At 39.7% G+C, this 26,388-nt stretch carries 18 protein-coding genes and 2 pseudogenes; 14 read left to right on the plus strand and 6 right to left on the minus strand.

All coding sequences use genetic code 11. From position 1 onward, the window contains the following. The first annotated feature begins 977 nt into the window (after positions 1–977). The 5 genes from L654_RS0102875 (at position 978) to L654_RS0102895 (ending at position 8,157) form a co-directional block, all read left to right on the plus strand. On the plus strand, positions 978–1,772 hold the full coding sequence (locus tag L654_RS0102875; RefSeq protein ID WP_024591416.1) for a VOC family protein: 795 nt from the start codon (positions 978–980) through the stop codon (positions 1,770–1,772). A gap of 86 nt (positions 1,773–1,858) precedes the next feature. Then, entirely contained in the window at positions 1,859–2,221 is a 363-nt protein-coding gene (locus L654_RS0102880) for a hypothetical protein (protein WP_024591417.1), read from the plus strand. After that, entirely contained in the window at positions 2,218–4,551 is a 2,334-nt protein-coding gene (locus tag L654_RS0102885; protein WP_024591418.1) for a fatty acid cis/trans isomerase, read from the plus strand. Before L654_RS0102880 ends, L654_RS0102885 begins: the two co-directional genes overlap by 4 nt. Positions 4,552–4,674: 123 nt before the next feature. Further along, positions 4,675–6,402 carry a response regulator gene (locus L654_RS0102890; protein ID WP_024607216.1) on the plus strand — a complete coding sequence of 576 codons (1,728 nt, stop codon included), beginning with the start codon at positions 4,675–4,677 and terminating at the stop codon, positions 6,400–6,402. A gap of 345 nt (positions 6,403–6,747) precedes the next feature. Next, positions 6,748–8,157 carry an ATP-binding cassette domain-containing protein gene (locus tag L654_RS0102895; protein ID WP_024607217.1) on the plus strand — a complete coding sequence of 470 codons (1,410 nt, stop codon included), beginning with the start codon at positions 6,748–6,750 and terminating at the stop codon, positions 8,155–8,157. A 47-nt stretch (positions 8,158–8,204) separates the two neighbouring features. On the opposite strand, the gene L654_RS0102900 is transcribed toward L654_RS0102895, so the two are convergent. The 6 genes from L654_RS0102900 to L654_RS0102925 form a co-directional block, all read right to left on the minus strand. After that, positions 8,205–9,083, minus strand: coding sequence for a TraB/GumN family protein (locus tag L654_RS0102900; protein ID WP_024591421.1), 879 nt, complete (start codon positions 9,081–9,083; stop codon positions 8,205–8,207). Between the two features lie 50 nt (positions 9,084–9,133). After that, a complete protein-coding gene (locus L654_RS0102905; RefSeq protein ID WP_024591422.1) occupies positions 9,134–10,570 on the minus strand; it encodes a HAMP domain-containing sensor histidine kinase in 1,437 nt (478 codons plus the stop codon). Continuing rightward, positions 10,551–11,225 carry a response regulator transcription factor gene (locus L654_RS0102910; RefSeq protein WP_024591423.1) on the minus strand — a complete coding sequence of 225 codons (675 nt, stop codon included), beginning with the start codon at positions 11,223–11,225 and terminating at the stop codon, positions 10,551–10,553. The genes L654_RS0102905 and L654_RS0102910 overlap by 20 nt, the downstream gene beginning before the upstream one ends. Positions 11,226–11,288: 63 nt before the next feature. Then, complete coding sequence (locus L654_RS0102915; protein WP_024607218.1) at positions 11,289–13,235, minus strand: LTA synthase family protein; 1,947 nt, start codon at positions 13,233–13,235, stop codon at positions 11,289–11,291. Beyond that, on the minus strand, positions 13,226–13,597 hold the full coding sequence (locus tag L654_RS0102920; protein ID WP_007582120.1) for a diacylglycerol kinase: 372 nt from the start codon (positions 13,595–13,597) through the stop codon (positions 13,226–13,228). The genes L654_RS0102915 and L654_RS0102920 overlap by 10 nt, the downstream gene beginning before the upstream one ends. After that, positions 13,594–15,264, minus strand: a complete 1,671-nt coding sequence (locus tag L654_RS0102925) for a phosphoethanolamine--lipid A transferase (protein ID WP_024607219.1) — start codon at positions 15,262–15,264, stop codon at positions 13,594–13,596. The genes L654_RS0102920 and L654_RS0102925 overlap by 4 nt, the downstream gene beginning before the upstream one ends. A 553-nt stretch (positions 15,265–15,817) precedes the next feature. On the opposite strand from L654_RS0102925, the pseudogene ilvG reads away from it, so the two are divergent. From ilvG to L654_RS0102970, 9 genes and pseudogenes are all read left to right on the plus strand, one after another. Further along, positions 15,818–17,465, plus strand: a pseudogene (gene ilvG, locus L654_RS01000000125370) (acetolactate synthase 2 catalytic subunit). Next, positions 17,462–17,707: an acetolactate synthase 2 small subunit gene (gene ilvM, locus L654_RS0102935; RefSeq protein ID WP_010553831.1), complete on the plus strand. Its 246-nt coding sequence runs from the start codon at positions 17,462–17,464 to the stop codon at positions 17,705–17,707. Before ilvG ends, ilvM begins: the two are co-directional and overlap by 4 nt. A gap of 103 nt (positions 17,708–17,810) precedes the next feature. After that, positions 17,811–19,667 carry a dihydroxy-acid dehydratase gene (ilvD, locus tag L654_RS0102940; RefSeq protein ID WP_024591428.1) on the plus strand — a complete coding sequence of 619 codons (1,857 nt, stop codon included), beginning with the start codon at positions 17,811–17,813 and terminating at the stop codon, positions 19,665–19,667. A gap of 2 nt (positions 19,668–19,669) precedes the next feature. Continuing rightward, on the plus strand, positions 19,670–21,223 hold the full coding sequence (ilvA, locus tag L654_RS0102945) for a threonine ammonia-lyase, biosynthetic (RefSeq protein ID WP_024607220.1): 1,554 nt from the start codon (positions 19,670–19,672) through the stop codon (positions 21,221–21,223). 97 nt (positions 21,224–21,320) lie between these two features. Further along, positions 21,321–22,355, plus strand: a complete 1,035-nt coding sequence (locus tag L654_RS0102950) for an ABC transporter substrate-binding protein (RefSeq protein WP_024607221.1) — start codon at positions 21,321–21,323, stop codon at positions 22,353–22,355. Between the two features lie 61 nt (positions 22,356–22,416). Beyond that, the gene (locus tag L654_RS0102955; protein ID WP_024607222.1) at positions 22,417–23,592 is read left to right on the plus strand and encodes a methyltransferase; all 1,176 of its coding nucleotides are present in this window, start codon (positions 22,417–22,419) and stop codon (positions 23,590–23,592) included. Between the two features lie 30 nt (positions 23,593–23,622). Further along, a pseudogene (can, locus tag L654_RS01000000125375) lies at positions 23,623–24,278 on the plus strand (carbonate dehydratase). Between the two features lie 4 nt (positions 24,279–24,282). After that, positions 24,283–24,927 carry an NAD(P)H-binding protein gene (locus L654_RS0102965; protein WP_024607223.1) on the plus strand — a complete coding sequence of 215 codons (645 nt, stop codon included), beginning with the start codon at positions 24,283–24,285 and terminating at the stop codon, positions 24,925–24,927. A gap of 125 nt (positions 24,928–25,052) precedes the next feature. After that, entirely contained in the window at positions 25,053–26,378 is a 1,326-nt protein-coding gene (locus L654_RS0102970) for an IS4 family transposase (protein ID WP_024607224.1), read from the plus strand. Positions 26,379–26,388: the final 10 nt, after the last annotated feature.

Below are 26,388 nucleotides of genomic sequence, written 5' to 3' on the forward strand. Positions count from 1 at the left end.
GGGTTTTTTGCTGTCTGGGATTTAGTAAATAGCCAAGAGCCCATGCCGAGCTCAGTAGTGAAACAAAACAGCTCGAAGGCGAGCCCCGGCCAACGATAGTGTAGCATTTGCTATGTGAAAGTAGGACATTACCAGGCTTCAAATTAAAGAAACCCGTTACAGCAATGTGACGGTTTTTTTGCTGTCTGGGATTTAGTAAATAGCCAAGAGCCCATGCCGAGCTCAGTAGTGAAACAAAACAGCTCGAAGGCGACCCCCGGCCAACGATAGTGTAGCATTTGCTATGTGAAAGTAGGACATTACCAGGCTTCAAATTAAAGAAACCCGTTACAGCAATGTGACGGGTTTTTTGCTGTCTGGGATTTAGTAAATAGCCAAGAGCCCATGCCGAACTCAGTAGTGAAACGAAACAGGCCGATGATAGTGTAGCATTTCACTGTGGCTCTCCACCGCTGTGGGCACTACGACATCCTACTGCGTAGCGCACCGACTTCACATTGTAGAAAGCCCGAATCTAACGATTCGGGCTTTTTTACGTCTGCAGAAAAGTGAAATGCGCGCAATTAACACACACTCACATCAACACACATCACGTAGGGCGGGCGAGCGTAGCGACTCCCGACGCTGATATACTGCGTAGCGTACCGATTTTATATTGTAGAGCGTCCGAATCTAATGATTCGGGCTTTTTTACGTCTGCAAAAAAGTGATTCAGGGATTCCTCTAGAGCGAAGGACTTCTTAGTAAATAATTTATATCAATCAGCAATAATATCTAATCAATTTGAGGGATTAAATCTGACGCTAACTGCGTTAAAAACCTCATATATGAAACAACTGAATAACGAATTCTTGCCCTTCTTTTATCGACTCCGCTTAGTTATTGCTCTAATCTCAATTTATGATCTGTTCAATTATGTAGTTTATAAAATGTGACAGAGCTCGTTTAGATAAAAATAGAATAATAAGGGTTTAATAATGAGTGAAATTGATAATCACCCACATGGTATTTTTTGTTGGTCAGAACTTTGTACCCATAATTGGAAAGATGGTAAGACGTTTTATACCTCATTATTTGATTGGGGGTATGACGATCAACCTATTGGGGAGGACATATATTACACTATGCTACAAAAGCAAGGTGGTGATATAGCCGCTATGTATGAAATGCCTAAAGAGCAAATTAGTGAAGGGATCCCAAGTCATTGGTTGGCTTACATTGCCGTCGATAATGTTGATGATTGTGCGCTAAAAGCTAAAGAACTAGGTGCTGAAGTTATTGCCGGTCCTCATGATGTTATGAATGCAGGACGAATGTTGATGCTAAAAGATCCTGTAGGTGCCACTGTTGCACTATGGCAAGGAAATGAGCATAAAGGTTGTAAGCACTTAGGTGAATTAAACACTCCTTATTGGCATGAGTTAGCAACCAGAAATAGTAAAGTAAGTAGAGACTTTTACTGTGCTTTACTAGGCTGGGAAAGTGAAATAAAGCCAATGGACGGTATGGATTACACTTTATTTTTAGTCGGTGGACAGCCAATTGCCGGTATGCTTGAGATGACAAGCGACTGGCCTGAAGATATTCCTGCTCATTGGATGATTTACTTTGCAGTAGAGAGCTGCGATACAGCAGTAAATAAAGCCGCTAGCTTAGGTGGACAAGTATGTGTTCCTGCAACAGATATCCCCGATGTTGGTCGTTTTAGTGTTATATGCGACCCTCAAGGTGCTGTATTTTCGGTGATCGAATCTGTTATAGATGACGTTTAAACAGTTACACTAGCTTTAGCGTTAATTTACTCGCTAGTTTGTTATAATACTCGCCAATTAAATCGTCAGAAAGTGCAGAGAACGCAATGGAATTTGAACAAGATAGCAATTTAACCCTTCCTTTATTTCTATTAGATGAATCATTAAGTGATAGAGATTTAGAGCAGCCTGATTTTGAAATATCAATTGGACTTGATGATGAGTTACTTGCTCAAATTTGCCAAAATCCAAGTGAAGATAGCAGTGTAGCTATTACCGTTAGCGGTTATGAGTTGCTTATAACTGATTCTCTGTATTTAAGTATATTAGAGCAAGAGCATGATGCGCAGATAACATTAACGCATGGGCCTCTTTTAAGTATTGTTTTGAATACTGAAGGTCAGAAAACATTCGTTTCTCCTCAAATGGATATGATGCCCACCTTCGATTTAGGTGACGAGGACGAATGAAAAAAATAATAATAAGTACATTTGTATTAATTATCCTTAGTGGTTGTGCTTACTTAGGTAATGCACATTACGATGATTTATTTGGCCCTGAACAAGCACAAGAGCGTATCGTTCCGCATTCTACTCTTGCTGGAGCTGATTTTTTACAAAATGTAAAACCAGTGCTCGATACCCGCTGCGTCGTTTGCCATGGTTGTTACGATGCACCTTGCCAGCTTAAGCTCTCATCCCCTGAAGGTATTGACCGAGGTTTGAGTAAAGAGCTTGTTTACGATGGAACTCGTTTATTGGCAACGACCCCAAGCCGTTTATTATTTGATGCAACCAATACACAGCAATGGCGAGAAAAAAACTTTACGCCAGTTTTAAATGAACGCGTGCAAAGTGAGGAAGCGAATTTAGCGGGAAGTGTTTTATTTAATAGTTTAGTGTTAAAGCAAAGCTATGAATTACCAACTAATGAAGTGCTAGATGATGAATTTGATTTTTCATTAGGGCGTTCGCAAACCTGTGCAACAATGGGGGAGTTTGACCGATTAGCTGACGAGCAACCTCATGGCGGTATGCCTTATGGTTTACCTGGGGTTTCGCGCGAAGAGTTTAATCATTTACAGAACTGGCTTAAAAATGGCGGTAAAATGTCACATATTGAGCCACCAAGTAAGTATGATCAGAATAAAATAAAGGGCTGGGAAGCATTTTTAAATCAAGATAACTTAAAGTATCAGTTATCAGCACGTTATATTTATGAACATTGGTTTTTAGCACATATTTATTTTACGTCAGAGAACCCACAAAGCTTTTTTAAACTAGTTCGCTCAAGTACGCCTCCTGGTGAGGAAATAAAGTTAATTAATACGCGTCGTCCATACGATGACCCTAAAGTTAGCCGTGTTTATTATCGTTTTATGCAAGAGCGTACAACCATACTTTCTAAAACGCATTTACCACTTGAGCTTAATGAAGCTAAATTACTGCGTTTGTACGAGCAGTTTATTGCGCCAGATTATACAGTTACGCAAATGCCGAGTTATGAGCCTAAGTCAGCATCTAACCCATTTAAAACTTTTGAAGTTATTCCTATTAATTCTAAATATCAATTTATGCTTGATGAAGCCGAGTTAATTATTATGGGCTTTATAAAAGGGCCTGTTTGTCGTGGTCAGATTGCTTTAAATGTTATAAATGATCACTTCTGGGTGGCATTTGCTGATCCTGATAAGGTTGCGACTCCTGCTGTAGGGGAAATGCTAATGCAACATGAAGAAGCGCTAGAACTTCCTGCTGCAGAGGAAAGTAATGCGTTACCTATTTCTAGCTGGGTTAAATATTCAGTTCGTGAGAAAAAATATTTACAGGCAAAAGTTGAGCTTGCTAACGAAATGTTTAAAGGTGGCGAGCATCTTACAACTGACTTGCTTTGGAAAGGTGATGGGCATAATAAAAATGCTGCGCTGACTATTTTCCGCCATTTTGATAGTGCAACTGTTGTTAAAGGTTTTATTGGTCAAGAGCCTAAAACCACGTGGATACTTGATTATGCGTTATTTGAACGTATTCATTATTTGCTTGTGGCAGGCTTTGATGTATACGGAAATATAGGCCATCAATTGGTTACACGTTTATATATGGATTTTTTACGTTTAGAGGGAGAGCAAAACTTTTTAGCTCTATTACCTGAGCACAAGCGTAATCAAATCAAAAAGCAGTGGTACCGTAATTCACCACCTGACTTATCTAAGTTCTTTAAAAGTAACCGAGAATTTAGCCAACCCAGTGGTATTAACTATGAAACTGATGATCCACAGCATGAACTATATACCTTGATGAAAGAAGCCTTAGCGCCAGTTTTAAGTGAAAAATACAACTACACTGAAGTGCCAAAGCCGTTAAATGTAATAAGTGAAATGCCAGCAAAAGCGGTTAACTTATTACCTCAGCTTTCTTTTATACTTGTAAAGCAAGAAGATAATAGCCATAAGGGCTACACTATTATTCATCATAATGCGCACTACAATATATCTAGTTTATTAAACGAAGATGGCCAACGTGCTTATGATGAAGATACCGCGACTATTGTTCCTGGGTTTATCGGAGATTATCCAGCAGCTATTTGGTATTTAAATAACGAGCAGCAAGTAAATGCTTTTGCCGAGCAATTGCCTATGATGCAAATAGAAGCTGATTATGGTGCATTGAAATCTAAGTTTGGTATTCGACGTACTCATCCACAGTTTTGGCAATACAGCGATATATTGCACGATACTGCTAAAAAATATCGTGGGATAGAATATGGAATGTTCGACTATAACCGTTTAGAAAATAGATAGTTAAATAGTTTTATTTTATTAGCCCAACTTTTTAGTTGGGCTTTTTTATTTAATAATCATTATTTAAGCTGCTTATTAGTTCTAAAAAATTGAGCTACACTTAAAACAAAAACAAGGCTTAGTATGTTTAAAGTTGTCGCGAATATCCGTACTCGTTACCGATGGGCATTAATAGCAATAGCACTATTAATAAGCACATCAGCATCACTTATGCAGTATTATTTTTCGGTGCAAAAATACGACGCAAAAATAATAAATATGGCTGGTAAGCAGAGAATGCTTTCTCAAAAAATAGCTTGGCATAGTAATGAGTTATTATTATCGGCAACAAATATTTCTGAGCATACTAAAGCGTTAAAAGCGTCAGTTGTATCATTCAAAAAAACTCATAATTACTTACTTTCAAAAAATGGTAATGGAGAGTATCAATACCTTACACCTAAGCTTATTAAGCTGTATACGTTAGCTCCTCATAAACTAGATTCCCAAGTTGCAACATATATCCAGCAAGCGGAAAATTTGCTTTATCAACAAGGCCAAGTAGATAAGCGTATATTCTCTGTAACTGAGGTTGAAGAGCTATTAAAGCAACTAGATCATGCAGTGAATTTATTTGAAGAGCAAGCTGTCCAAAAATTGAACTGGGTATCTAACCTTGAATTATTATTTTGGCTTATGGCGATGTTTTTACTACTTGTAGAGTTAAGATTTGTATTTATGCCAATGGAAAAAGAAATAGGTAATGCATTGTCTAAATACCAAAAACAAAAAGAGTTCGCTCAACAAGTGAGTCAAAATAAAGAACATTTTATTGCCAGAGCAAGTCACGAATTTAGAACACCTTTACAGGGTCTTATTACGTCTATTGAGGAGTTAAAGGTTTCTGATACGCAGAAAAGCATTAAAACCCAAGCTAATTACTGCGCACTTAGGTTAATAGCCATATTAGATGAACTGCAGGACTTGCACGCTTTAAGTACAGGTAAGTGGGTACCGCAATTTAAAAATGAAAACCTTTTAGAGTCGTGTAATAAAGTACTAATGGCTTACGAGCATGCTTGTCAGCAAAAAGGCCTAAAACTAGTTAGTTGTTTAGATAAATCATTAAATTGTGTATGTAAATTGGATCATCAACGTTTGCAGCATACGCTTACAGAATTAATCAGTAACGCTATTAAGTTTACGATAGAGGGTGAAATTACTGTCTCTGCAAAGCTTTTTAATGATGAACTTTGTGTAATTGTAAGTGATACTGGTTGTGGTTTTTCGAAAGAGATTACTGATCTTGAATTTGACTCATTTAAACAAACAAACCATTTTCAAGGATTAAGAACAGGTCTCACTCGGGTTCAGTATGTTGTAAAGGCGTTGCACGGTGAAATTACCTTCAAAAATAATGAAGCCCATGGAGCGCTGGTATCTTTGCACTTACCAATAATTGCCAGTAAAGCTCTCCCAAACCCTCGTAAAATAAATGACAAACTAAAGTGTTTAGTCGTTGAAGATAATCCATTAAATACTATATTACTGACCCGCATACTTAGCTTATTAGGTTTAAGCTATGATTGCGCTGAAAACGGCAAAGTCGCGTGCGATATGGTGAGTGAAAATCAATACGATATTGTTTTTATGGACTTAAATATGCCAGTAATGGATGGGTTTGAGGCGATTAAAAAAATACGCTCTGATCTTAATAAAGTAATGCCAATTATTGTTATAACAGCAAATACTTCACAAAATGATATAGAGCGAGCTTATAAATACGGGGCTAACCTTCATATTCATAAACCAATAAGTCAGCAAGCAATTAAAGACGCATTAAATAGTATTAGCGTTGCTAGGGCGTGTTGATCTTTGGTAGTTGAATTTGCAGCAGACTGTTTGGTTTTTAGGCAAGGCAGAGCCTATGTAGTGTGGTTATTCCCCATAAATAGGCGATAACGCAGCATAAATACCAAACATGCGCTGCCCATTGGGTTCTTTCTAGAGACGATTAACTCTTTGTTACTCGGTTTTGACTTAGCCCACTAGGTTACAAATCTCGCGCCGCGATTTAATCGCCCCTAGATTGAACAAATTTCAATCCACAAAGATCAATACGCCCTAGTGAAATAAATTAATTTTGCAGATAACAAGCTTGCTAAGCACTTTTAATATGCGTTAACTTGCTGTTTTAAGGTTTATTAGGAAAAGTTAGTGCAGTCAATTACGCTTGAGCAATTTAATGGTTACTTACAAGGACAAGGCAAAAGTCGTTACGACATATGCAACCTAGATTGGCAAGTGAATCTAGGAGAACATTGGCTGCTTCTAGGTGCTAATGGAGCCGGTAAATCTGCACTGACAGCTGCGTTAGTTGGTGAAGCTAAGTGCGAAAGTGGTAAGCGTATAAGTAGTATTAATAAACTTATGCTCGTGTCTTCAGATTCGCATAAACAGTTACTGGCCCAAGAATTAGAGCATGAAAAGCATAGCCTCGTTAAAGACCTTATATTTGCAGAGCATAGTAATAATGGTGAGTTATTAGCGCAGCTAATAGAATTATTTAAATTTAGCTCATTACTAAATAGGCATTTTAGAGAACTTTCAACGGGTGAAACTCGTAAACTCCTACTTATAAAAGCATTCAGCTCCCATAGTGAGTTAGTCGTGCTTGACGAGCCATTTGATGGACTCGACGTACAATCTTGCCAGCAACTTAATAAAATACTCATAGAGCTTAGCCACACGATTACTTTTGTTTTTGTACTAAACCGCCTAGACGAAATCCCTTCATTCATTACTCACTATGGCTATGTAAACCAAGGTTGCTTGTTACATACTTTGGCAAAGCCAGACAGTGAGCAATTAAGTGACTTACTAAAACTACTTCATTTAGAGCATACTTCATTGGATGTGCCATCTCCTGACGCCGAGCAAGAGCAAAAGACATTCACTGGTAATACCTTAGTTAAATTGAGTAATGCTAAAGTTAGTTATAGTGACGTAAGCATATTCAAAAATCTCAATTGGACTATAAAAAAGCATCAGCATTGGCAGCTTACTGGAGCGAACGGTTCAGGTAAAACATGCCTATTAAATTTAATAACAGGTGATAACCCACAGTGTTATAACAATGACATTGGAGTGTTCGGTTTTAAACGCGGAACCGGGGAGAGTATTTGGGATATAAAACAGCATATTGGTTTTATATCTAACGCGCTACATATGGATTATCGCGTAAGTATATCGGCTTTAAATACTGTTATATCTGGTTTTTATGACAGCATAGGTTTATATCAAAAGCCGAGCGACGCACAAATTAATATTGCTAAGCAGTGGCTGGCATTTATTGGTTTAAGTGACAAACAAAACACCTCATTTACTCAGCTGTCGTACGGCGATCAACGTATGTTATTAATTGTGCGGGCTATGGTAAAGCATCCAACGCTACTTATTTTAGATGAGCCTTGCTTAGGCTTAGATGAAGCAAACAGGCAACGTGTACTGCTACTAATAGAGAAAATTTGTGCTGCTAATACAAGTACTGTGATTTATGTAAATCATCATGCGGCAGACAAAATTGAAGGAATAGAGAATTACTTAAAAATGGAAGACTTTAATTAAAAACTCAGAGAAAGGTTGAGCGAAAATTCACTCAACCCATTTTTATTTTAAAGACGAGTAACGCTAAAGCCTTTATCTCGTAGCTGTTTAAGTAACCCGTGTTTTTCAGGTAAATGCAGAGCGCCTACGGCAATAAATAGTTGCTCGTTTGCTAAACGCGGTGTGAGTTGTTTAACCCAATTATTATTGCGGTTAGTTAGCATTACTTGCTCGCTAATTTCACCGTAATTACTGTCATCAAAACTCATGTTGTAGTAATCGGTTAGTGTATCCATATCCCCGTTTTTCCAGGCATTAACTAATTTGATAAAGTAAGTATTAATATCGCTGAGTTGCTCAAAGGTTTCTTCAATCATTTCATTGCTTAATAGCGCCATACCATCAAACATTTGTAGTTGTTGTTCTAGGGTTTCAAGCTCGCCAATTTTAATATTATGCTCTTTAGCATAACTAAGCACTTGCTTGTCTATGCCGGTTTTATCTGAATAACCTGCATTTTGAAATTCAATTTGCATCATAGTCACCATAACAGCCCAAGGCTTTAAGCCATTAAACATAGCAATATCAATCGACTTTTTAGCAAAGTAATCTTTTAGCTTGGTATAATTTTGCTTTGAAAGCTCAGTTTGCAGTGTTTTACCGTCACTTAGCATCATAAATGGCATTGAACGCTGCTGCATTTCAAGTGGAGTAAGTTTGCTTATATCAACTTCAACAATCACTTCTTTGCTTGCACTAATTGCATCGGTTACATTTTTAGGTAAGCCTTTCATGCTGGCATCACCAACGTGTACAGTGCCAAATAAGTAAGAGCTGACGCCATTTTTTTCTATCTTGTATATGGCAGGAGCAGCATAGCTGTTAAGGCTAAATGTTATAAGTAATGCCACAATAAAAAAGTGGCTAACACGGGTAAGAGCATTCATGGTTTGTCCTTAAAATCTCGAAGGTTAGTAGTGTAAATACTAACCTAAATTTACTTCAGAGGTAACGTTAATATAAACGTTAACGTATTGCTTTCGGTATTACTGGCCGTAATAGTAAAGCCATTTAAGTTACATAAGCTCTGTACAATTGATAATCCTAAACCATGGCGCTGGTTATTAGTTCTAGATGAATCTAGCTGATAGAGCGGGTCAAAAATAGCAGTGAGCTGTTCACTACTTAGTGGTTTATTTACTTTGTTACTAACAGAGATGGTCATGTTTGTGCTGTTATTTACGGCAGTTAATTTAATTGGTGCCTCAGGGAGTCCATAAAATAGTGCGTTATCGATTAAGTTACATAAAATGGTATTTAAACTAAATTCGTCAGCATTAAGTGTAAACTCGTCAGTTATCTCATTATTTAAACGCGCTTTAATAGTTGGGTGCTTAAAGGTCAGCTCATCAACAATTTGATTTACTAGGTTATTTAGAATGATATTTTGTGCATTTAATTGCATTGCACTGCTACTTGAGCGCTGCAACAGTAATAGGTTGCTAACAATCGTTTTCATACGCTGTGAAATATTAAGCACATCACTGGTATAGGTGTCGCTAATTCGTTTATCGTCAGGGTAGCGAATAGCCACCTCTGAGAGGCTTATGAGTTCAGCTATTGGGGTTTTAAGCTCGTGTGCAATGTCGCTTGTTAGGCGTTTTTCATTACTATAGAGTTGCTGATTAACGGTAATAAACTTATTTAGCTCGTTACGTATAGGTTCTATTTCTTCTACTTTAAAGTCGCTTTCTATTGTTTGCGCAACACCGGTAATATCGAGTAACTTAATTTGGTCGTTTAAGTTGTGTAGCGGGTGCAGACCTTTATTTACAATACGTGTCACTAAATAGCGCACACCAAACACACCAAGTACACAGGTTAAAATAAAGACCACATCAATAATAATCAGTACTTTATTAAGTTCGGAGGTGGGCGCTGCGATTGCAAGAGTCATGGTATTAAAAACAGCAGAGTGAGTGGGATTTCTATCATCTTTTTGGGCTACAAAGTGACTTATAAGTGCGCGACCATCACGCCCGTTAGGAAGCTCGTAATCTATAATTTTAGATTCGTTTATCGGCATTTCTAAAAAAGGCAGGTTAGCATTTTCATAAAGCGCTAATGAGTCCGAGCGTTCAAACACATCACGGCCATGCCATAATTGGTAAAACTCCGTGGCATCTGCAGCTTCATACTCCGACATAAACTCACCAGCAAAATCAAATTCAACCACGTTGTTGTCATCTTCAACTAAGGTTTTTAAGTAGTTAGCTTTGTTAGTTAAAGACTGATTAAACTGATCTTCCACCCAAGTATCAACACTTAGATCAACGGTTAAAAATATGGTGAATAAAATAACAGAGATCACAGCGCTAATATTATTAACGAGTTTACGTTTTATTGAGTGACTTTTATTTTGTTGTTGCGACATAACCAAATCCACGTTTGTTTTTTATCGGGAGCTCGCCATCAAACTGTCTTACTTTTTTACGTATGGTTGAGATGTGTGCTTCAAGCGCATTTTTAGAGAGCATATCAAACTGACCTACCACCGCTTCACTTATAAGCTCAAGCCCTAATACTCGCTCTGGGGCGTTAAATAAGCATTCTATTATTTTGTATTCATTGCGAGTGAGCTCAATGGCATGTTGCTTGTAGTGAAGAGTTTTAAGTGACAGATCTAATACGCAATCACCTACGGTAAGGGTATTTTGTTGGTTTTGCAGTGAACCACGACGAAGTAATGCAAGGACACGAGCATGGAGTTCTTCAAACGAAAATGGCTTAGTTAAATAATCATCAGCGCCTTTCATAAGGCCGCTAATTTTATCTTGAGGCTCACTTCGTGCCGATAAAATTAGCACACGGCTTTGGCTATTACTGCTGCGCAGTGCTTGTAAAATACTCATGCCATCAACGCTCGGTAGCATTAAATCAAGTACTAGGAGGTCGTAGTTTCCACTGAGTGCCATACTCAACCCTTCTGAGCCATCACCAGTTTCATCTACGGTAAAACCAAGGTTGCTAAGGCCAACTTGCAAGCTGCGTCTTAGTGCTTCAGAGTCTTCAATAACGAGGATTTTCATGTTTACTCGGTTTATAAAAATAGCCTTGTTACTTTAACAAGGCTTTATTATCAAGTCACTTGGTTAATGATACCAACCATTTGTATAAGCTAGATTACCTAAGTTCGCGTGGGCTAGGGCTTTTTTAACTAGTTGCTCATCGTTTTCACATGGTACAAGCTGGTTATTGCTATACGTATAGGTGGTTGCTGGTTTTTGTGGTTGTAACACCACCACTTTATTATCGTGCATGTAGGCAAAGTTTTTGTCGTATTGCATCATTGCGCGTTGTTTGTTGTCGCTAATTGGCTTTGATAAATCATGACCTATCATAGGGTGCTTACCACTTGCGCCAATTAAAGACAGTAGAGTAACAGGAATATCGAGCTGGCTGGCTAGTTGGCTATCTCGTTTATGGGTAATACCTTTACCAAAAATAACGGCCGGAATTTTAAAGTGATCAACCGGTACTAAATTTGAACCCGATACGCGCGAGTCGTGATCGGCAATAACTATAAATACAGTATCATCCCAGTAGCTCGATTTTTTAGCTTTTTCGATAAAGGTGCCTAGTGCGTAATCGGCATACTTGGCAGCATTATTACGGGTTTGTTTTTGTTTATCGTACAGCGTTATTTTATCGTCAGGAAAGTCATACGGGCTATGATTAGAGCTTGAGAATATAAGGCTAAAAAAAGGTTTGTTTTGATTTTTAAGCTTAGTAAGTTCTATGTCGGCTTGGTCGTATAAGTCTTCGTCTGATGCGCCCCACGAGCCATTAAAGTCTATTTTTTTAAAGTTATTTGTATCTACGATACTTTTAAAACCGTTGCCTAAAAAGAAGCTGCGCATGTTATCAAAATGGCTTTCGCCACCATAAATAAACTGCGTGTTGTAATTTTGCTTCGCTAAAAAATCAGCAATGGTAAAAAAGTCACGTTGTGATTTATCAAGCTTAACAACTGCACGCGAAGGCGTTGGTGTAAACCCTGTAATTACTGCCTCAATTCCACGTACTGAACGTGTACCCGTGGCGTATAAATTATCAAACCCCCAGCCTTGTTTATAAAGGGCGTCTATATTAGGTGTAAGCGGTAAACCGCCAAGCGTGCCTACATAACGAGCACCTAAACTTTCTTGTAAAATAATGACTAAATTTTTGGGTTTACCTGTATTACTTGCGCCATGAAACGTTTTTGTAGGGGCGGTTACATCACTAAATGCGGCTTGCGTATTTTGCATGTTACTACGCACAATACTAAGTAATTCATCGGTGGGCATTTTACCGTAATAGTCTTGGCTTGATTGCTCATTAGAAAGTTGCTTAACTGCAAACGCGACGCTATAAAGTGAGTTAAGGGTTAAGTCGTTAAGTAAATGATCGGTAGAAAATGAGACCATGGCTGGGTTAAGTGGTCTGTGCCCTAATGAGTTGCGGGCGCCAAAAATAGTTAAGCATACTAAAACAAGCGCTAAAATTGATTGATTTAAGCCTGTTAGTGATGACTTGCTTTGCCATTGATTGCTAAATACTTTACTTGCAAATTTACAGCTTAAAATAAGTGCTATAACAGCAATAAATACTTCTAACTTATAGCCTGAAAAAATCATTTTTGAGACTTCTTTAGGATAAATTAAATATTCTATAAATAAGCGGTTTGGGCGTAAATCGTACTCGTTTATAAACGTAGGCGTAATCACTTCAAAAAAAACAAGTAAAGCAGACATCGTCACTAAATAAATTTTAATGAGGCCGCGTACTTTATTTTGCCAACCTACGCTTTGCATCAGTAAAGTAAGTAGTAATGCGGGCATAATAATGTAGCTTAGAGTGGCTATATCAACTCTTAAACCACCTATAAATATAGATAACCACGCATGCGATCCAAATACACGCTCCCCTTGCCATACACTTAAACCAAAGCGAGCAAGTGTTAACAAGCTAAGTGCCAAAACAGCAAATACAACAAAAATCCATACAGGGCCAAGTGCATTTTGTATTTTAGGTATAAAAGTTAGCTTTATGCCCATAACACAGCCCACCAAATAAGAGCGGCAATTAGCATAGCTATAAACACGCTTGCAGAGGCAATATCTTTAGCTAGCCCCGAAAGCTCATGGTATTCACTGCCAATTCTATCAACTACAACCTCAACTGCCGTATTTACCAGCTCAGCAAACAATACAAAAAGCAGGCTGGCTATAAGCAGTAATTTATCCCTTAGTGCAATTTCTTGTAGCCACACAAACACACCGAGTAACGAAAACAGTGCTAGCTCTTGTTGAAACGCCGCTTCAAATCGACTCATCCATTTTAAGCCGTTAAAAGAATGGCTTAAGGTAAAAATAAGGCGCATTAAGCCTTGGCGTTTTATAACGGTTTTATTACTCATATTTTTATTTCGCTTGGTGTTGTTTGGCAGCTAGCAAGTAAATCGAGCGATGCCTGATACGTTTTGCTTTTAATGCCAATTAAATTTAAAAGGGTGTGAAAAATATTGTTGTGTGAGCGTGCAGCGCGGGTGTCTAAATTAGCTAAACAGGTATTAGTAATGCGCTGATTATGCTCATCAGCCCACATATAAAGAGGAACGTGCGTTTGTGTGCTAGGTGCAAAGCTATACGGAAAACCATGTAAATAAGCACCGGCTTCGCCAAGTGATTCACCATGATCAGAGACATATAAAAACTGCTTATCTATGTTGTTTGGCAGCGCTTTTAATTGCTCAATTACCTGGGCGTTAACAAAGTCGCTGTACGCAATTGTGTTGTCGTAGGTATTAACTAATTCATCGAGTGAGCAGTTTTGAATGTCGCTTCTGTCGCACGTGGGCGTAAATTGCTTAAATTTTTCTGGGTAGCGTTTAAAGTAGGTTGGTCCGTGTGAGCCCATCATGTGTAGGACGATAACGGTATTAGCTTGGTTTAAATTAGCGAGTTTGCGCTTAAGTGGAGCAAGAAGTGCTTCATCAAAACAATATTTTCCATCGCAAAGCGCTGATGGGGTGGTTGGGATATCAATGTTAACAACACGGGTGCATACGTTTTTACAGCCGCTGTTGTTATCAACCCACAGTACGTCGCTGCCAGCTTGTTGTGCTAAGTCAACCAGGTTTTGTTGGTTGTCGGCTTCTAATCGATCAAAGTTATCTTGTGTTTGCAGTGAAAACATACACGGCACAGACACAGCAGTAGCGGTGCCACAAGACGCCACATTATTAAAATACGTTACATTATGCTTTTGTGTATAAGGGGTGGTGTTGCGCTTATAACCTTGATAAGCAAAGTTTTCTGCTCGTGCGGTTTCACCAACAACGATAACTGTTACGCTGGTGGTGTTAGGCGCAATAAGAGTGGGTGTTGCATCTATATTTTTAAATTCCATATTGGTATACAGCAGTTGATCGCGCACATATTTATAACCGCTAGAGAGATACTGAAATGGGATGAGTTCTTTTTTCAAAATGCGGTTATTGCGGCCAGTGGCTGCGTAGTCGGCGTAAAAGTTTACGACCACTAAAGCAATTAGCGTTAAGCAGGCAATAATAAGTTTTATGCGGCTAATCGCTTCTTGATGAGGGCGAGTAAAGTGTATTTTTATTTTGCTTAATATAAAAACAGGTAGCGCACAAAATAATAGTAAAAAGGCTATGAGCTGTGGGTTTAAATAGCTCAGTGCTTCGCTTGAATCCGTTTCGAACGTGTTTTGAATCATCGAATAGTCAAACACGACGCCGTAATTTAATGAGCCGTAAAGCACGGCACTCGAAATTATCAGTAAAAGATAGTTAACTGGTTTTAATAACCATCTAACCGACACTATTGAAAAGAAAATAATTAAAAGGCATAACAAAAGCAGTGGCACTGAAAGTAAAAATAGCCATGAAAAAGATGCAAGGGAGGTGATGGCGCTAAACGAACCTTGAATAAAAGGAATGTTTATAACTAAACAGTAATAACAGGCAATCATCACTACAAAGGCATTTGCACTACAGTGAATGTAAAACCGCTTACTACGATTTGGCTTTTTTTGTGCTGGTGTTTGGCTAGTTATGTTCATATTTAGGCTCGTTTTAAATAACAACGCCATGCTATGCCATAATACTTAAGAGCTGCTTAAGGGAACCTACGCATTACCTGAAGGTGATAAATAATTTTATTTATAAAAATATTCTCAAAAATTAATCAAACCTTAAATAAGGGATATAAGAATAGTGAATTTCTGAGAATAAAATTAGAGCATAAAAAAACCACTACCAGCTTATATAATGAATTTTAAAACCTGATAAATTGCCTTTTAGTCTTTTTGTTAGATTAACTTTGGTGTTGACTTAAAGGGCCTAGCGCGGTACTAATATAAAAAGAGAGCGAAGGAATAACCTTCGCGATAATTGAACAAAATTTGGTATTAATTACATGCTTACAAACGCACTTAACCTAGTCCTGATTATTATCGTGGTGATTATTCCCGCGAGGGCTTCGTAGTGCTTTAAAAACTTAAGCATTAAAAAAGCCCTCCGCACTTAACCGTTCGGAGGGCTTTTTAGTTTTAAGGGCAAAGTTTTTAGCGTAAAAATGTAATTGGGTTGTCACTGAGGAATGAGGGTTTATTAATGACAGGCGCAGAACTAACAATCGACTTATTGGCCAAACACGGCGTAAATGAAGTATTTGGCTACCCAGGCGGAGCTATTATGCCAATTTACGATGCGCTGTATGGCGCGCCAGTCAAACACTACCTTACTCGCCATGAGCAAGGTGCAGGGTTTGCAGCTGTTGGTTATGCTCGCAGCACGCGTAAATTAGGTGTGTGTTTTGCAACATCGGGCCCAGGTGCAACTAACTTAATAACTGCCCTTGCTGATGCGATGATGGACTCAGTACCATTATTGGCGATCACCGGCCAAGTGCCTACTGCAGCTATTGGTTCAGATGCGTTTCAAGAAATAGATGTACTAGGTATGTCGCTTTCGTGTACTAAGCACAGCTACATGGTAGAACGAGCGGAAGACTTAGCAGAGATACTACAAGAAGCAATTCATTTAGCGCAAAGCGGCCGACCAGGTCCTGTACTTGTCGATATCCCAAAAGATATTCAAATGGCGCAAGTCCCTTTTAAGCCTTGGCTTGCAGCTGATGAATACTTACCTGAGTTAGATTTAAAGCAAGTTGCTATTGCTAATCAATTGTTGAGTGAGGCTAAACAGCCTGTAGCGTACGTAGGCGGTGGTGNAAGCCGCTGATGCGCAAGACGAGTTAATGCAGTTTTTAAATAAAACGCAGATGCCTGCTGTATCAACACTAAAAGCATTAGGCAGTGTGTTACCTGACTACGAGCATTACTTAGGCATGCTAGGTATGCATGGTGGTCAAGCCGCTAATATTGCCGTGCAAGAATGTGATGTACTTGTGTGTATAGGTGCGCGCTTTGATGACCGCGTAACGGGTAACTTAGCTAAATTTGCAGCTAAAGCTAAAGTAATCCATTTAGATATCGATGCCGCTGAAGTAGGTAAGCGTAAACCAGCTAAAGCTTCATTGATTGCTGATTTAAAAACGTCGTTACCTGCACTTGAGTGCTTTGTAACACCTAAAGCGTGGTGTGACACAAATAAAGAAATGAATATTAAACACGCGTGGCGTTACGATTACCCAGGTGAGAAGGTCTACGCACCGTACTTATTAAACCAACTGAGCCAACACATGCCAAAAACTGGCGTTGTGTGTTGCGATGTAGGTCAGCATCAAATGTGGGTAGCACAACACATGAAGTTTACTCACCCGAGTAATCATTTAAGTAGTGGTGGCGCAGGCACAATGGGCTTTGGTTTACCGGCTGCTATTGGCGCACAAGTAGCACGCCCTGATGACTTTGTTATCACTGTATCGGGCGATGGCTCAATAATGATGAATATTCAAGAATTGGCCACGATTCGCCGTAATAATTTACCTGTAAAAATATTAATTTTAGATAACCAGCGGTTGGGTATGGTTCGCCAATGGCAGGAACTGTTTTTTGAAGGACGTTACTCTGAAACTAACCTGTCGGATAACCCAGACTTTGTGCAACTAGCTGCTGTATTTGGTATTCCAGGGCAAACAATTACCCACGCGAACCAAGTTGATGATGCTATTACAGCATTAGTTAACAGCAAAGGCCCGTACATAGTACATGCCTGTATTGATGATAAAGAAAATGTTTGGCCACTTGTACCACCTGGGGCTGCTAACGACGAAATGATGACGGAGAAAGCAAAATGAAACATAGCCTAACTATTGCATTAAAAAGCCAAAGTATAGCGGTAGAGCGCTTTTTACGAGTGGTGCGTCATCGTGGTTTTAACCTAACGCATTTTCAGCTCAATATGGATGATGGCTTATACAACGTAGCCATGACGGTAGATAGTGATAAACCTATTCACCTATTAACCAGCCAGCTAAACAAGCTGGTGGATGTAAAAGAAGTCACTTTACAAAATTTACAGCACCAACAGGCTGTGTAATTACGAATTAAAAAATAATTTACGAGTAACTGAGTCACTCGGTTATTCACCAATTTTAGAATGAGGAATGCCCGCTTATATTGCGGCAAAAACTGAGGTAACTATGGCTAAATTAAGAAGTGCAACAACAACTGAAGGACGTAAACGCGCAGGCGCAAGAGCATTATGGCGCGCAACAGGTATGACAGACTCTGATTTTGGTAAACCGATTATTGCCGTAGTTAACTCGTTTACACAATTTGTACCAGGGCATGTACACCTTAATCAGCTTAGTGAGCTTATGGGTGAGACAATAACCCAAGCGGGTGGAGTTCCTAAAGAATTTAATACCATTGCTATTGATGATGGCATTGCGATGGGACACGGCGGTATGCTTTATTCGCTGCCTTCACGCGATTTAATTGCTGACTCGGTTGAATACATGGTAAATGGTCACTGCGCCGATGCGATGATCTGTATTTCAAACTGCGACAAAATCACCCCAGGGATGATGCTTGCAGCGCTACGTTTAAACATACCGGTAATATTTGTATCGGGCGGCCCAATGGAAGCGGGTAAAACTAAACTTGCTAACATCGACATTAAACTTGATTTAGTTGATGCCATGGTTAAAGGTGCAGATGAGTCGGTAAGTGATGCAGATTCAGAACAAGTAGAGCGTTCTGCGTGTCCTACATGTGGTTCGTGTTCAGGCATGTTTACTGCAAACTCAATGAACTGTTTGTTAGAGGCAATAGGCTTAGCACTTCCGGGTAACGGTACCACGCTTGCCACTCATAAAGACCGTAAACAACTGTATGTTGAAGCAGGGGCTCGTATTGTTGATTTATGTCGTGAGTATTATCAAAAAGATAATCAAGATGTATTACCACGTGCTATTGCTAACAAAACAGCCTTTATGAATGCAATGGTTGTTGATATTGCAATGGGCGGCTCGTCAAATACGGTGTTGCATTTACTCGCTGCAGCGCAAGAAGCGGGCGTTGATTTTGATATGTCGCACATTGATGCGCTTTCTCGTAAAACACCGTTTTTATGTAAAGTTGCACCAGCAACACCAGAGTACCATATTGAAGATGTCCACCGTGCTGGTGGCATGATGGCTGTTGTACGCGAGCTTGGTAAAGCGGGCTTAGTTGATATGTCAGTGAATCATGTCGCAGGGTCAACAATGGCTGAGCTTGTTAAAAAATGGGATGCAACTGACCCAACTAACGAAGTAGCGCGCAAATTTTACCGTGCGGGTCCTGCGGGCATTCGAACTACTAAAGCAATGAGCCAAGAGTGTCGTTGGGATGAAGGCGATAATGACCGCGTGAATGGGTGTATTCGAAGCGTTGAACATGCTTTTCGCCAAGACGGTGGTTTAGCTGTGCTTTCAGGTAATCTAGCCGTTGATGGTTGTGTTGTAAAAAGTGCTGGCGTAGTTGACGAAATGCTACATTTTGAAGGCACCGCCATTGTATACGAATCACAAGATGATTCAGTAGAAGGGATTTTAAATAACGAAGTAAAAGCCGGCGATGTTGTTGTTATTCGTTATGAAGGACCAAAAGGCGGCCCAGGTATGCAAGAAATGCTATACCCAACAAGCTACTTAAAATCGAAAGGCTTAGCTGAAAAATGCGCACTTATTACTGATGGTCGCTTTTCGGGTGGTACTTCGGGTTTATCAATTGGACATGTATCGCCAGAAGCGGCGAGTGGTGGTGCAATTGCTTATGTTGAAAATGGCGACAAAATCATTATTGATATCGCAACACGTGAAATCACATTAGCGCTAAGCGATGAAGAACTTGAGGCACGTAAACAAAAGCAATTAGCACGCGGAAAAATGGCGTACAAGCCAGTTGATCGTGAGCGCTATGTCTCGTCTGCTTTAAAGGCTTATGCATTACTTGCAACAAGTGCCGATAAAGGCGCAGTGCGCGATTTAGCTAAATTGGAGGCGCTTAGTTAATTATGGTCTCTCAAGAGCTCGATTATTTTCGCGCTATTATTCAAGCAAACATGGAGCCTTTGGCTAAAGTTACTGAGGTTAGCGAAATGGCTGAACTCAGTAAAAAGCTAGGTAATCATGTTTGGTTAAAGCGTGAAGACCAACAGCCCGTGTATTCATTTAAGTTACGCGGTGCGTATAACAAATTAAATAAATTACCTAAAGGCTCAGTGGTTATTACTGCTTCTGCGGGTAATCATGCTCAAGGGGTTGCATTAAGTGCATCTCACCTTGGGCATCAAGCAACTATTGTAATGCCAGTAACAACGCCTGAAATAAAAGTCAGCGCAGTGCGCGCACTTGGCGGTGAAGTTGTATTACATGGCCATCATTTTGATGCAGCAAAAGCCTATGCGCTTGAGCTAACAGAGCAACGTAACGGTATATTTGTCCCACCATTTGACGATCCGGATGTCATTGTTGGTCAAGGCACTGTAGCACGCGAGTTAATGCAGCAATTAAACGAGCTTGATGCTGTGTTTATTCCTGTTGGCGGCGGCGGTTTACTTGCTGGTATGGCGGTTTATATTAAATCGCTGCGTCCAGATATAAAAGTAATTGGCGTAGAGGCCGACGAAAGTGCGTGTTTACAAGCAGCACTTGAAGCAGGTAAGCCAGTAGAGCTTGATCGCGTTGGTAGTTTTGCCGATGGCGTAGCGGTTAAAATTATTGGCACTGAAACATTTCGTTTAGCACAAAAGTTTTGCGATGAAGTTGTAACCGTTACTAGCGATGAAATATGTGCAGCCATGCAGGATATTTTTGTATCTACCCGTGCAATTGCAGAGCCTTCAGGTGCACTTGCAACTGCTGGGCTTAAAAAGTGGAGTCAGCAGTCGGGGTTAAAAGGACTACATTTAGCGGCTGTGCTTTCGGGTGCTAATTTAAACTTTGATCGCCTGCGTTATGTAGCAGAGCGCACTGCGCTGGGTGAAAAAAACGAAGCGCTATTAGCCGTTACTATTAAAGAAGAAAAAGGCAGTTTTAAACAGTTTTGTGCTTCTTTAGGTGGCCGTGCTATTACTGAGTTTAACTATCGGTATGCAGGACCTGGTGAAGCACAAATATTTGTGGGCATTGCACTTCGCCAAGGCGAGCAAGAGCTTAATGAGTTAAAGCAAGACTTAACAAATAACGATTATCAATTTTGCGATTTGTCGGATAACGAACTCGCTAAATTACATGTGCGTTATATGGTTGGCGGAAAAGCACCAGAGCAATTACATGAACGTTTATTGCGTTTTGAATTTCCTGAGTATCCGGGTGCGCTTGCACGCTTCTTAGATACTTTAGGCAGCAATTGGAACATTACCTTATTTCATTATCGTAATCACGGTGGTTCGATGGGGAATGTACTGGCAGGTTTTGCTATTGAGCCGAGTCAGTATGAAATGTTTAACGAGCATTTGAATCGCTTAGGTTACAGTGCACAAGATGAAACACAAAATCCGTGTTTTACCCAATTTTTAACATCAAAACCGCAAGCAGAAAAAGCCGAAAAACTCGCCTCAGTATAATTCTTCTTTAAAGGCAGGCACCTTACTCGGGTGCTTGCTTTATTACACGTTTTACATATAGTTACAGGTAATCGTCATACTTTTTGAGGGCACCTAGTTGCTATTTAAAGGATTAATCATTGGATTGTGCTTTTTTTGTAGCCATATCGCGGCGCAAGAATCTGTCACATTACAGCTAAAATGGACACATCAGTTTCAGTTTGCCGGTTATTATATGGCAAAGCAAAAAGGCTTTTATAATGAAGCGGGCCTTGATGTAACTATTAAACAAGCTAATCCAATGAAACCTGATACCTTTGGTCCTGTCGCCAGTGGCGAAGCACAATTTGGTGTAGGGCATTCTGGTATTTTACAGCAACGTATAAATGGCCAACCTCTTGTTGCTATGGCTGCCTTATTACAATTTTCACCTTACTGCTGGATGGTTAAAGACACGTCTGATATTTTTCATCCACGTGACTTTGTTAATAAACGTATCACTGCGGTGAGCAAAAATGATGGCACCGAGCTACTTATTATGCTTAAACGCAGTGGCGTTGATGTAGATAAACTCAAAGTTTACAATGGCGAAAATTTTAACCAGGCTTGGATTGAAAACAAGCTAGATGCTATGCAAGTTTATGTTACTACAGAGCCTTATTATATGACTCAACAAGGCGTAGCTCATCGGCTTGTTTGCCCACAGCGTTATGGTATGGATGTATATAGCGACATTTTATTTACCAGCGAAAACATGCTTAAGCAAAATCCGCAAACGGTCGAAAAATTCTACCAAGCGAGCCTAAAAGGTTGGCGCTATGCAATGATGAACATGGATGAAGCCATTGCAGTCACCCAGCAAAACTATGCACCGAGTAAGAGCTTTCATCAGCTCGCCTTTGAGGCTGAAGTACTAAAAAGTTATATAACCCCACCCACTACCAGTTTAGGGCATATGTCGATAGCAAAGTGGCGTTTAATTGCTGACTTATATGGCATACAGCAAAACGAATTTGACGAAGTGAAATCTCACTTTATTTATAAATACCAAGAGCCTGAAAAGATGCAATTATCATGGATGCTCATAGCAGCTATTCTGGTGAGTATTATTTCAATACCTTTGTATTTACGGCTGATTTTTAGCAAAAAATAACTGCTTAATGAGAGCTCACTGAGCTGATATAATTAATTGTCTTTTTATTTTTTAAGCTGTTATGACTTTAGCTGAGCAATTTTTTGCACTTGATTCACTTTTAATGCGCCATCGTCAGTATTGGCAGTGCACCGCATTTGATTTTGACACTATTCCTTGGCCAGAGCTGCAAGGCATGCTTAGCGAACTAACTGATGATCAGGTAACCGTTCTTGATAACGATCAAAATCAGCTATACCAATTTTTTAGCCAACACATAAACCAACTTGATGAACTTGCTAAGCTATGTGATTTACCTAGCTCTGCACACTCTCGAGCTGATTATCCGTTTTGGATAAGTAACGGCATTAAAGGTCGTAAGTTTGATCAGTTACAAGATTTTGTATCTGCACTACCTACTACTAAGCAACCAGTTTTAGAGTGGTGTGCGGGTAAAGGACACTTAGGGCGAATGCTTGCTTTTAATGGCGCAAGTGACGTGCATAGTATTGAACTGCAACAAAGCTTATGCGAGCAAGGACAAAAAAGTGCACAGCAACAAGGCTTGGCAATGCATTTTAGCCAAGCAGATGTATTAAAAGAGGATATCACTAAATTTTTTAATGCTGATATGCATGCCGTAGCGCTACACGCATGTGGTGGTTTGCACCAAGCATTTATGCGCCAAGCAAGTTTAGCGAAAGTACAGCAAATTAGCTTTTCACCTTGTTGCTATCATTTATTTACGGCTAATGAGTACCGTGTAATGAGTGAGGTTGCAAACCAAAGTGAGCTTAACCTAACGCATCGCGATTTAAAGCTCGCATTACAAGAAACTGTCACAGCGCCTTCTCGTCTGGAAAAAGTACGTAAAACAGAACTAGAATGGCGACTTGGTTTTGACGCACTTAGAAAATCGATTACTGGCGAGCAATATTATGTAAGCGTACCTTCGGTTAACAAAGCTATATTCTCAGATTCGTTTAAATCATTTTGTGCATGGGCTGCAGACAAAAAGGCAATAAACCTACCTCAAGATACTGATTATAATAAATATTTAGATGTTGGGGTTGCTCGAAAAAAAATAACTGACCGAGTTGAACTGGTTCGACATGTGTTCAGAAGAGCAATTGAAGTTTGGCTTGTGCTCGATCGTGCTTTATATTTGCAACAGCAAGGCTATCAAGTAAGCGTTAAAACGTTTTGTGAAAAGCAGTTAACGCCTCGTAATATTTTGATTCTTGCTAATATCCATTAAATTTCCGTCCTCGACTTAATAAGAGATGCAATGAGAAAGTTAAAAAATTTATTCGATAACAATAAACGTTGGGCTGCACGTACAAGCGAAGCTGATCCTGAGTTTTTTAAAATTTTATCTATGCAACAAAATCCAGAGTATTTATGGATTGGTTGTTCAGACTCTCGTGTACCTGCTAATCAAATAGTTGATTTATTACCAGGCGAATTATTTGTGCATCGTAACGTTGCAAACGTGGTTGTACACACTGACCATAACTGTTTGTCGGTTATGCAGTACGCTGTAGAGGTTTTAAAAGTAAAACATATCATGGTAGTAGGTCACTATGGCTGTGGNAAGCCGTTTTAAACAATGCAAAATTTGGCTTTATTGATAATTGGCTACGCCATGTAGGGGATGTAAAAGAAAAGCATCTTGAACAACTTGATGCAATGCCAGAAAGCGAACGTTTAAGCCGCCTTATTGAGCTAAATGTAATTGAGCAAGTACGTAATGTATGCCGTACTAACATTGTGCAAGATGCGTGGGAACGCGGCCAAGAGCTAAGCGTTCATGGTTGGGTTTATGGTTTAGAAAACGGCCATCTTCATGATTTAGAATCTGTAGTAACGTGCGCGAGTGAAGAAACGCAAAGCTACAAAAAAGCAGTGCAGCACGTACTTAATAAAGTGGGCGAAAATAAATAAATTTATGACTAAAACGGCGATATTAATAGGTGCTACAGGTTTGGTCGGTAATGAGTTGCTACATAAGCTACTTAATAGCGATCGTTATACCAAAGTGGTTACGTTAAGTCGTCGGGCTTTGCCTATTACACACGCAAAGCTAGTTAATCACGTTATTGATTTTGAAAAATTAACTCAATACGTTGAGCTTTTTAAAGGTGACGTATTGTTTTCGTGTTTGGGCACAACCCGTAAACGGGCGGGCTCTACACAAGCTCAGCGTAAAGTAGATTTTGATTATCAGTTTATAGCGGCGCAGTTAGCGGCATGTAATGGTGTTACGCATTACTGCTTAGTGTCATCAAGCGGGGCGAACACGCACAGTAATAGTGCTTATTTGAAAATGAAGGGTGAGCTTGAGCAACATATTAAAGCACTCCCTTTTGATAAAATAAGTATTTTACAACCCTCTTTATTATTAGGTGATCGTGAGCAATTTAGAGTGGCAGAAAAGATAGGCAGTATTATTTTTCCTGTTATTACACGACTTCCGTTTTTAAAGCGTTACAAACCAATAACTGGCGAGCAAGTTGCGCAAAAAATGCTGAGTGTGAGTTTAGATCAACAGGCTAAATTATTTTATTACGTACTTGATGAGCTATTTGAATAAACTTGGTAAAACGCAAAAGGCAGCCTAAGCTTAATGCCGATCAGTTAAGAAATATTTAACGATCCATTGACCGATCTTCTGGTTAGTTTATAAAGGCTTCTGAATTTATTCAGGAGCCTTTTATTTTGCAACTCACTACCGCACTTTCTCTAGCCAATAGCTACGCACCCAATTCAGAAGGCTTAGGTCAACTGAGTGATTTTTTATGCCCTGAGTTTATCAAACAATGCGCAGAAACCGCAGGTGTCGCGACGATAAGGAAAAGAAGGCTTCCTGTTGAGATGGCCGTTTGGACAGTCATTTGTATGTCGTTTTATCGTGAAGACCCACTGTGGAGTATTGTCAGTAAATTAGGGCTCGCTTTACCAGGTAAAAAAGAACTCGTTGCGCCCAGCGCGGTTGTACAGGCTAGGCAGCGGCTTGGGGCTGATGCCGTTAAACAGGTTTTTGAGCAAAGTCAGCAAATGTGGAATGCTGATGCGAACCATCCCACATGGTGCGGGCTATCACTACTGGGTGTTGATGGTGTCATTTGGCGCACACCGGATACTGCTGAAAATCAACATGCATTCTCCATGTGGAAAAATCAGTATGGTGACACGGCCTTCCCTCAGGTTCGCATGGTGTGTTTGATGGAGTTAACTAGTCATTTATTAATGGGGAGCGCCTTTGATAGTTGTCGTACAAGTGAAATGGTGTTGGCTGAAGACTTAATCGAGGCAACACCCGATAACTCACTGACGTTATTTGATAGAGGCTTCTATTCTCTAGGCTTACTCAATCGTTGGCATCATGCTGGGGTAAATAGGCATTGGCTTCAACCGATGAGAAAAGGCACGCAATATGAAATTGTTCGCTCTCTAGGTCGTCAAGACAAACTCATCAAGCTAAAAGCAACAGCACAAGCGAGAAAAAAGTTCGACGATTTACCAGAGAGCATTGAAGTTAGGCTAGTCACAAAAACGGTTAAGGGGAAAGAGGTGAATATACTCACTTCATTAACAGACCCAATGCGTTTCCCTAAGGCTGAAATTGTTGACCTCTATAGTGATCGGTGGGAAATTGAACTTGGTTATCGAGAAATGAAACAAACCTTACTGAATAGTCACTTTACGCTACGCAGCAAGAAACCTGAGATGATAGCGCAAGAATTATGGGGCGTAATGTTGAGCTATAACTTGCTCCGATACCAGATGGTGAAAATGGCGCAGAAAAAATCTGGAATATATGCAAAACACCTGAGTTTTACGACGTGTGCTATTAGTATTATTAACCTTATTCATACAATGTTTATAGAAAATGCAGGACGGATACCTAAATCAATAGAGCAATTACAAGCTCAAGTTGAACATCACATATTGCCGATAAAACGGGAGCGGGCGTATCCGAGGTGTGTGAAACCAAAACCCAGTAAATACCCCAATAAAAAAAGCCAGTCAGCTGTTAACTGACTGGCATTAA

It is taken from the genome of Pseudoalteromonas sp. TAB23 (assembly GCF_000498075.1).
Taxonomy (GTDB): Bacteria; Pseudomonadota; Gammaproteobacteria; order Enterobacterales; family Alteromonadaceae; genus Pseudoalteromonas; species Pseudoalteromonas arctica.

Excerpts from the sequence above, each read along its gene's own strand:
- ilvD (WP_024591428.1), top strand. The coding sequence starts at position 17,811 with ATGGCTAAATTAAGAAGTGCAACAACAACTGAAGGACGTAAACGCGCA.
- ilvM (WP_010553831.1), top strand. The coding sequence starts at position 17,462 with ATGAAACATAGCCTAACTATTGCATTAAAAAGCCAAAGTATAGCGGTA.
- L654_RS0102920 (WP_007582120.1), bottom strand. The coding sequence starts at position 13,597 with ATGAGTAATAAAACCGTTATAAAACGCCAAGGCTTAATGCGCCTTATT.
- L654_RS0102910 (WP_024591423.1), bottom strand. The coding sequence starts at position 11,225 with ATGAAAATCCTCGTTATTGAAGACTCTGAAGCACTAAGACGCAGCTTG.
- ilvA (WP_024607220.1), top strand. The coding sequence starts at position 19,670 with ATGGTCTCTCAAGAGCTCGATTATTTTCGCGCTATTATTCAAGCAAAC.
- L654_RS0102915 (WP_024607218.1), bottom strand. The coding sequence starts at position 13,235 with ATGGGCATAAAGCTAACTTTTATACCTAAAATACAAAATGCACTTGGC.
- L654_RS0102880 (WP_024591417.1), top strand. The coding sequence starts at position 1,859 with ATGGAATTTGAACAAGATAGCAATTTAACCCTTCCTTTATTTCTATTA.
- L654_RS0102965 (WP_024607223.1), top strand. The coding sequence starts at position 24,283 with ATGACTAAAACGGCGATATTAATAGGTGCTACAGGTTTGGTCGGTAAT.
- L654_RS0102900 (WP_024591421.1), bottom strand. The coding sequence starts at position 9,083 with ATGAATGCTCTTACCCGTGTTAGCCACTTTTTTATTGTGGCATTACTT.
- L654_RS0102955 (WP_024607222.1), top strand. The coding sequence starts at position 22,417 with ATGACTTTAGCTGAGCAATTTTTTGCACTTGATTCACTTTTAATGCGC.
- L654_RS0102925 (WP_024607219.1), bottom strand. The coding sequence starts at position 15,264 with ATGAACATAACTAGCCAAACACCAGCACAAAAAAAGCCAAATCGTAGT.
- L654_RS0102905 (WP_024591422.1), bottom strand. The coding sequence starts at position 10,570 with ATGTCGCAACAACAAAATAAAAGTCACTCAATAAAACGTAAACTCGTT.
- L654_RS0102875 (WP_024591416.1), top strand. The coding sequence starts at position 978 with ATGAGTGAAATTGATAATCACCCACATGGTATTTTTTGTTGGTCAGAA.
- L654_RS0102890 (WP_024607216.1), top strand. The coding sequence starts at position 4,675 with ATGTTTAAAGTTGTCGCGAATATCCGTACTCGTTACCGATGGGCATTA.
- L654_RS0102885 (WP_024591418.1), top strand. The coding sequence starts at position 2,218 with ATGAAAAAAATAATAATAAGTACATTTGTATTAATTATCCTTAGTGGT.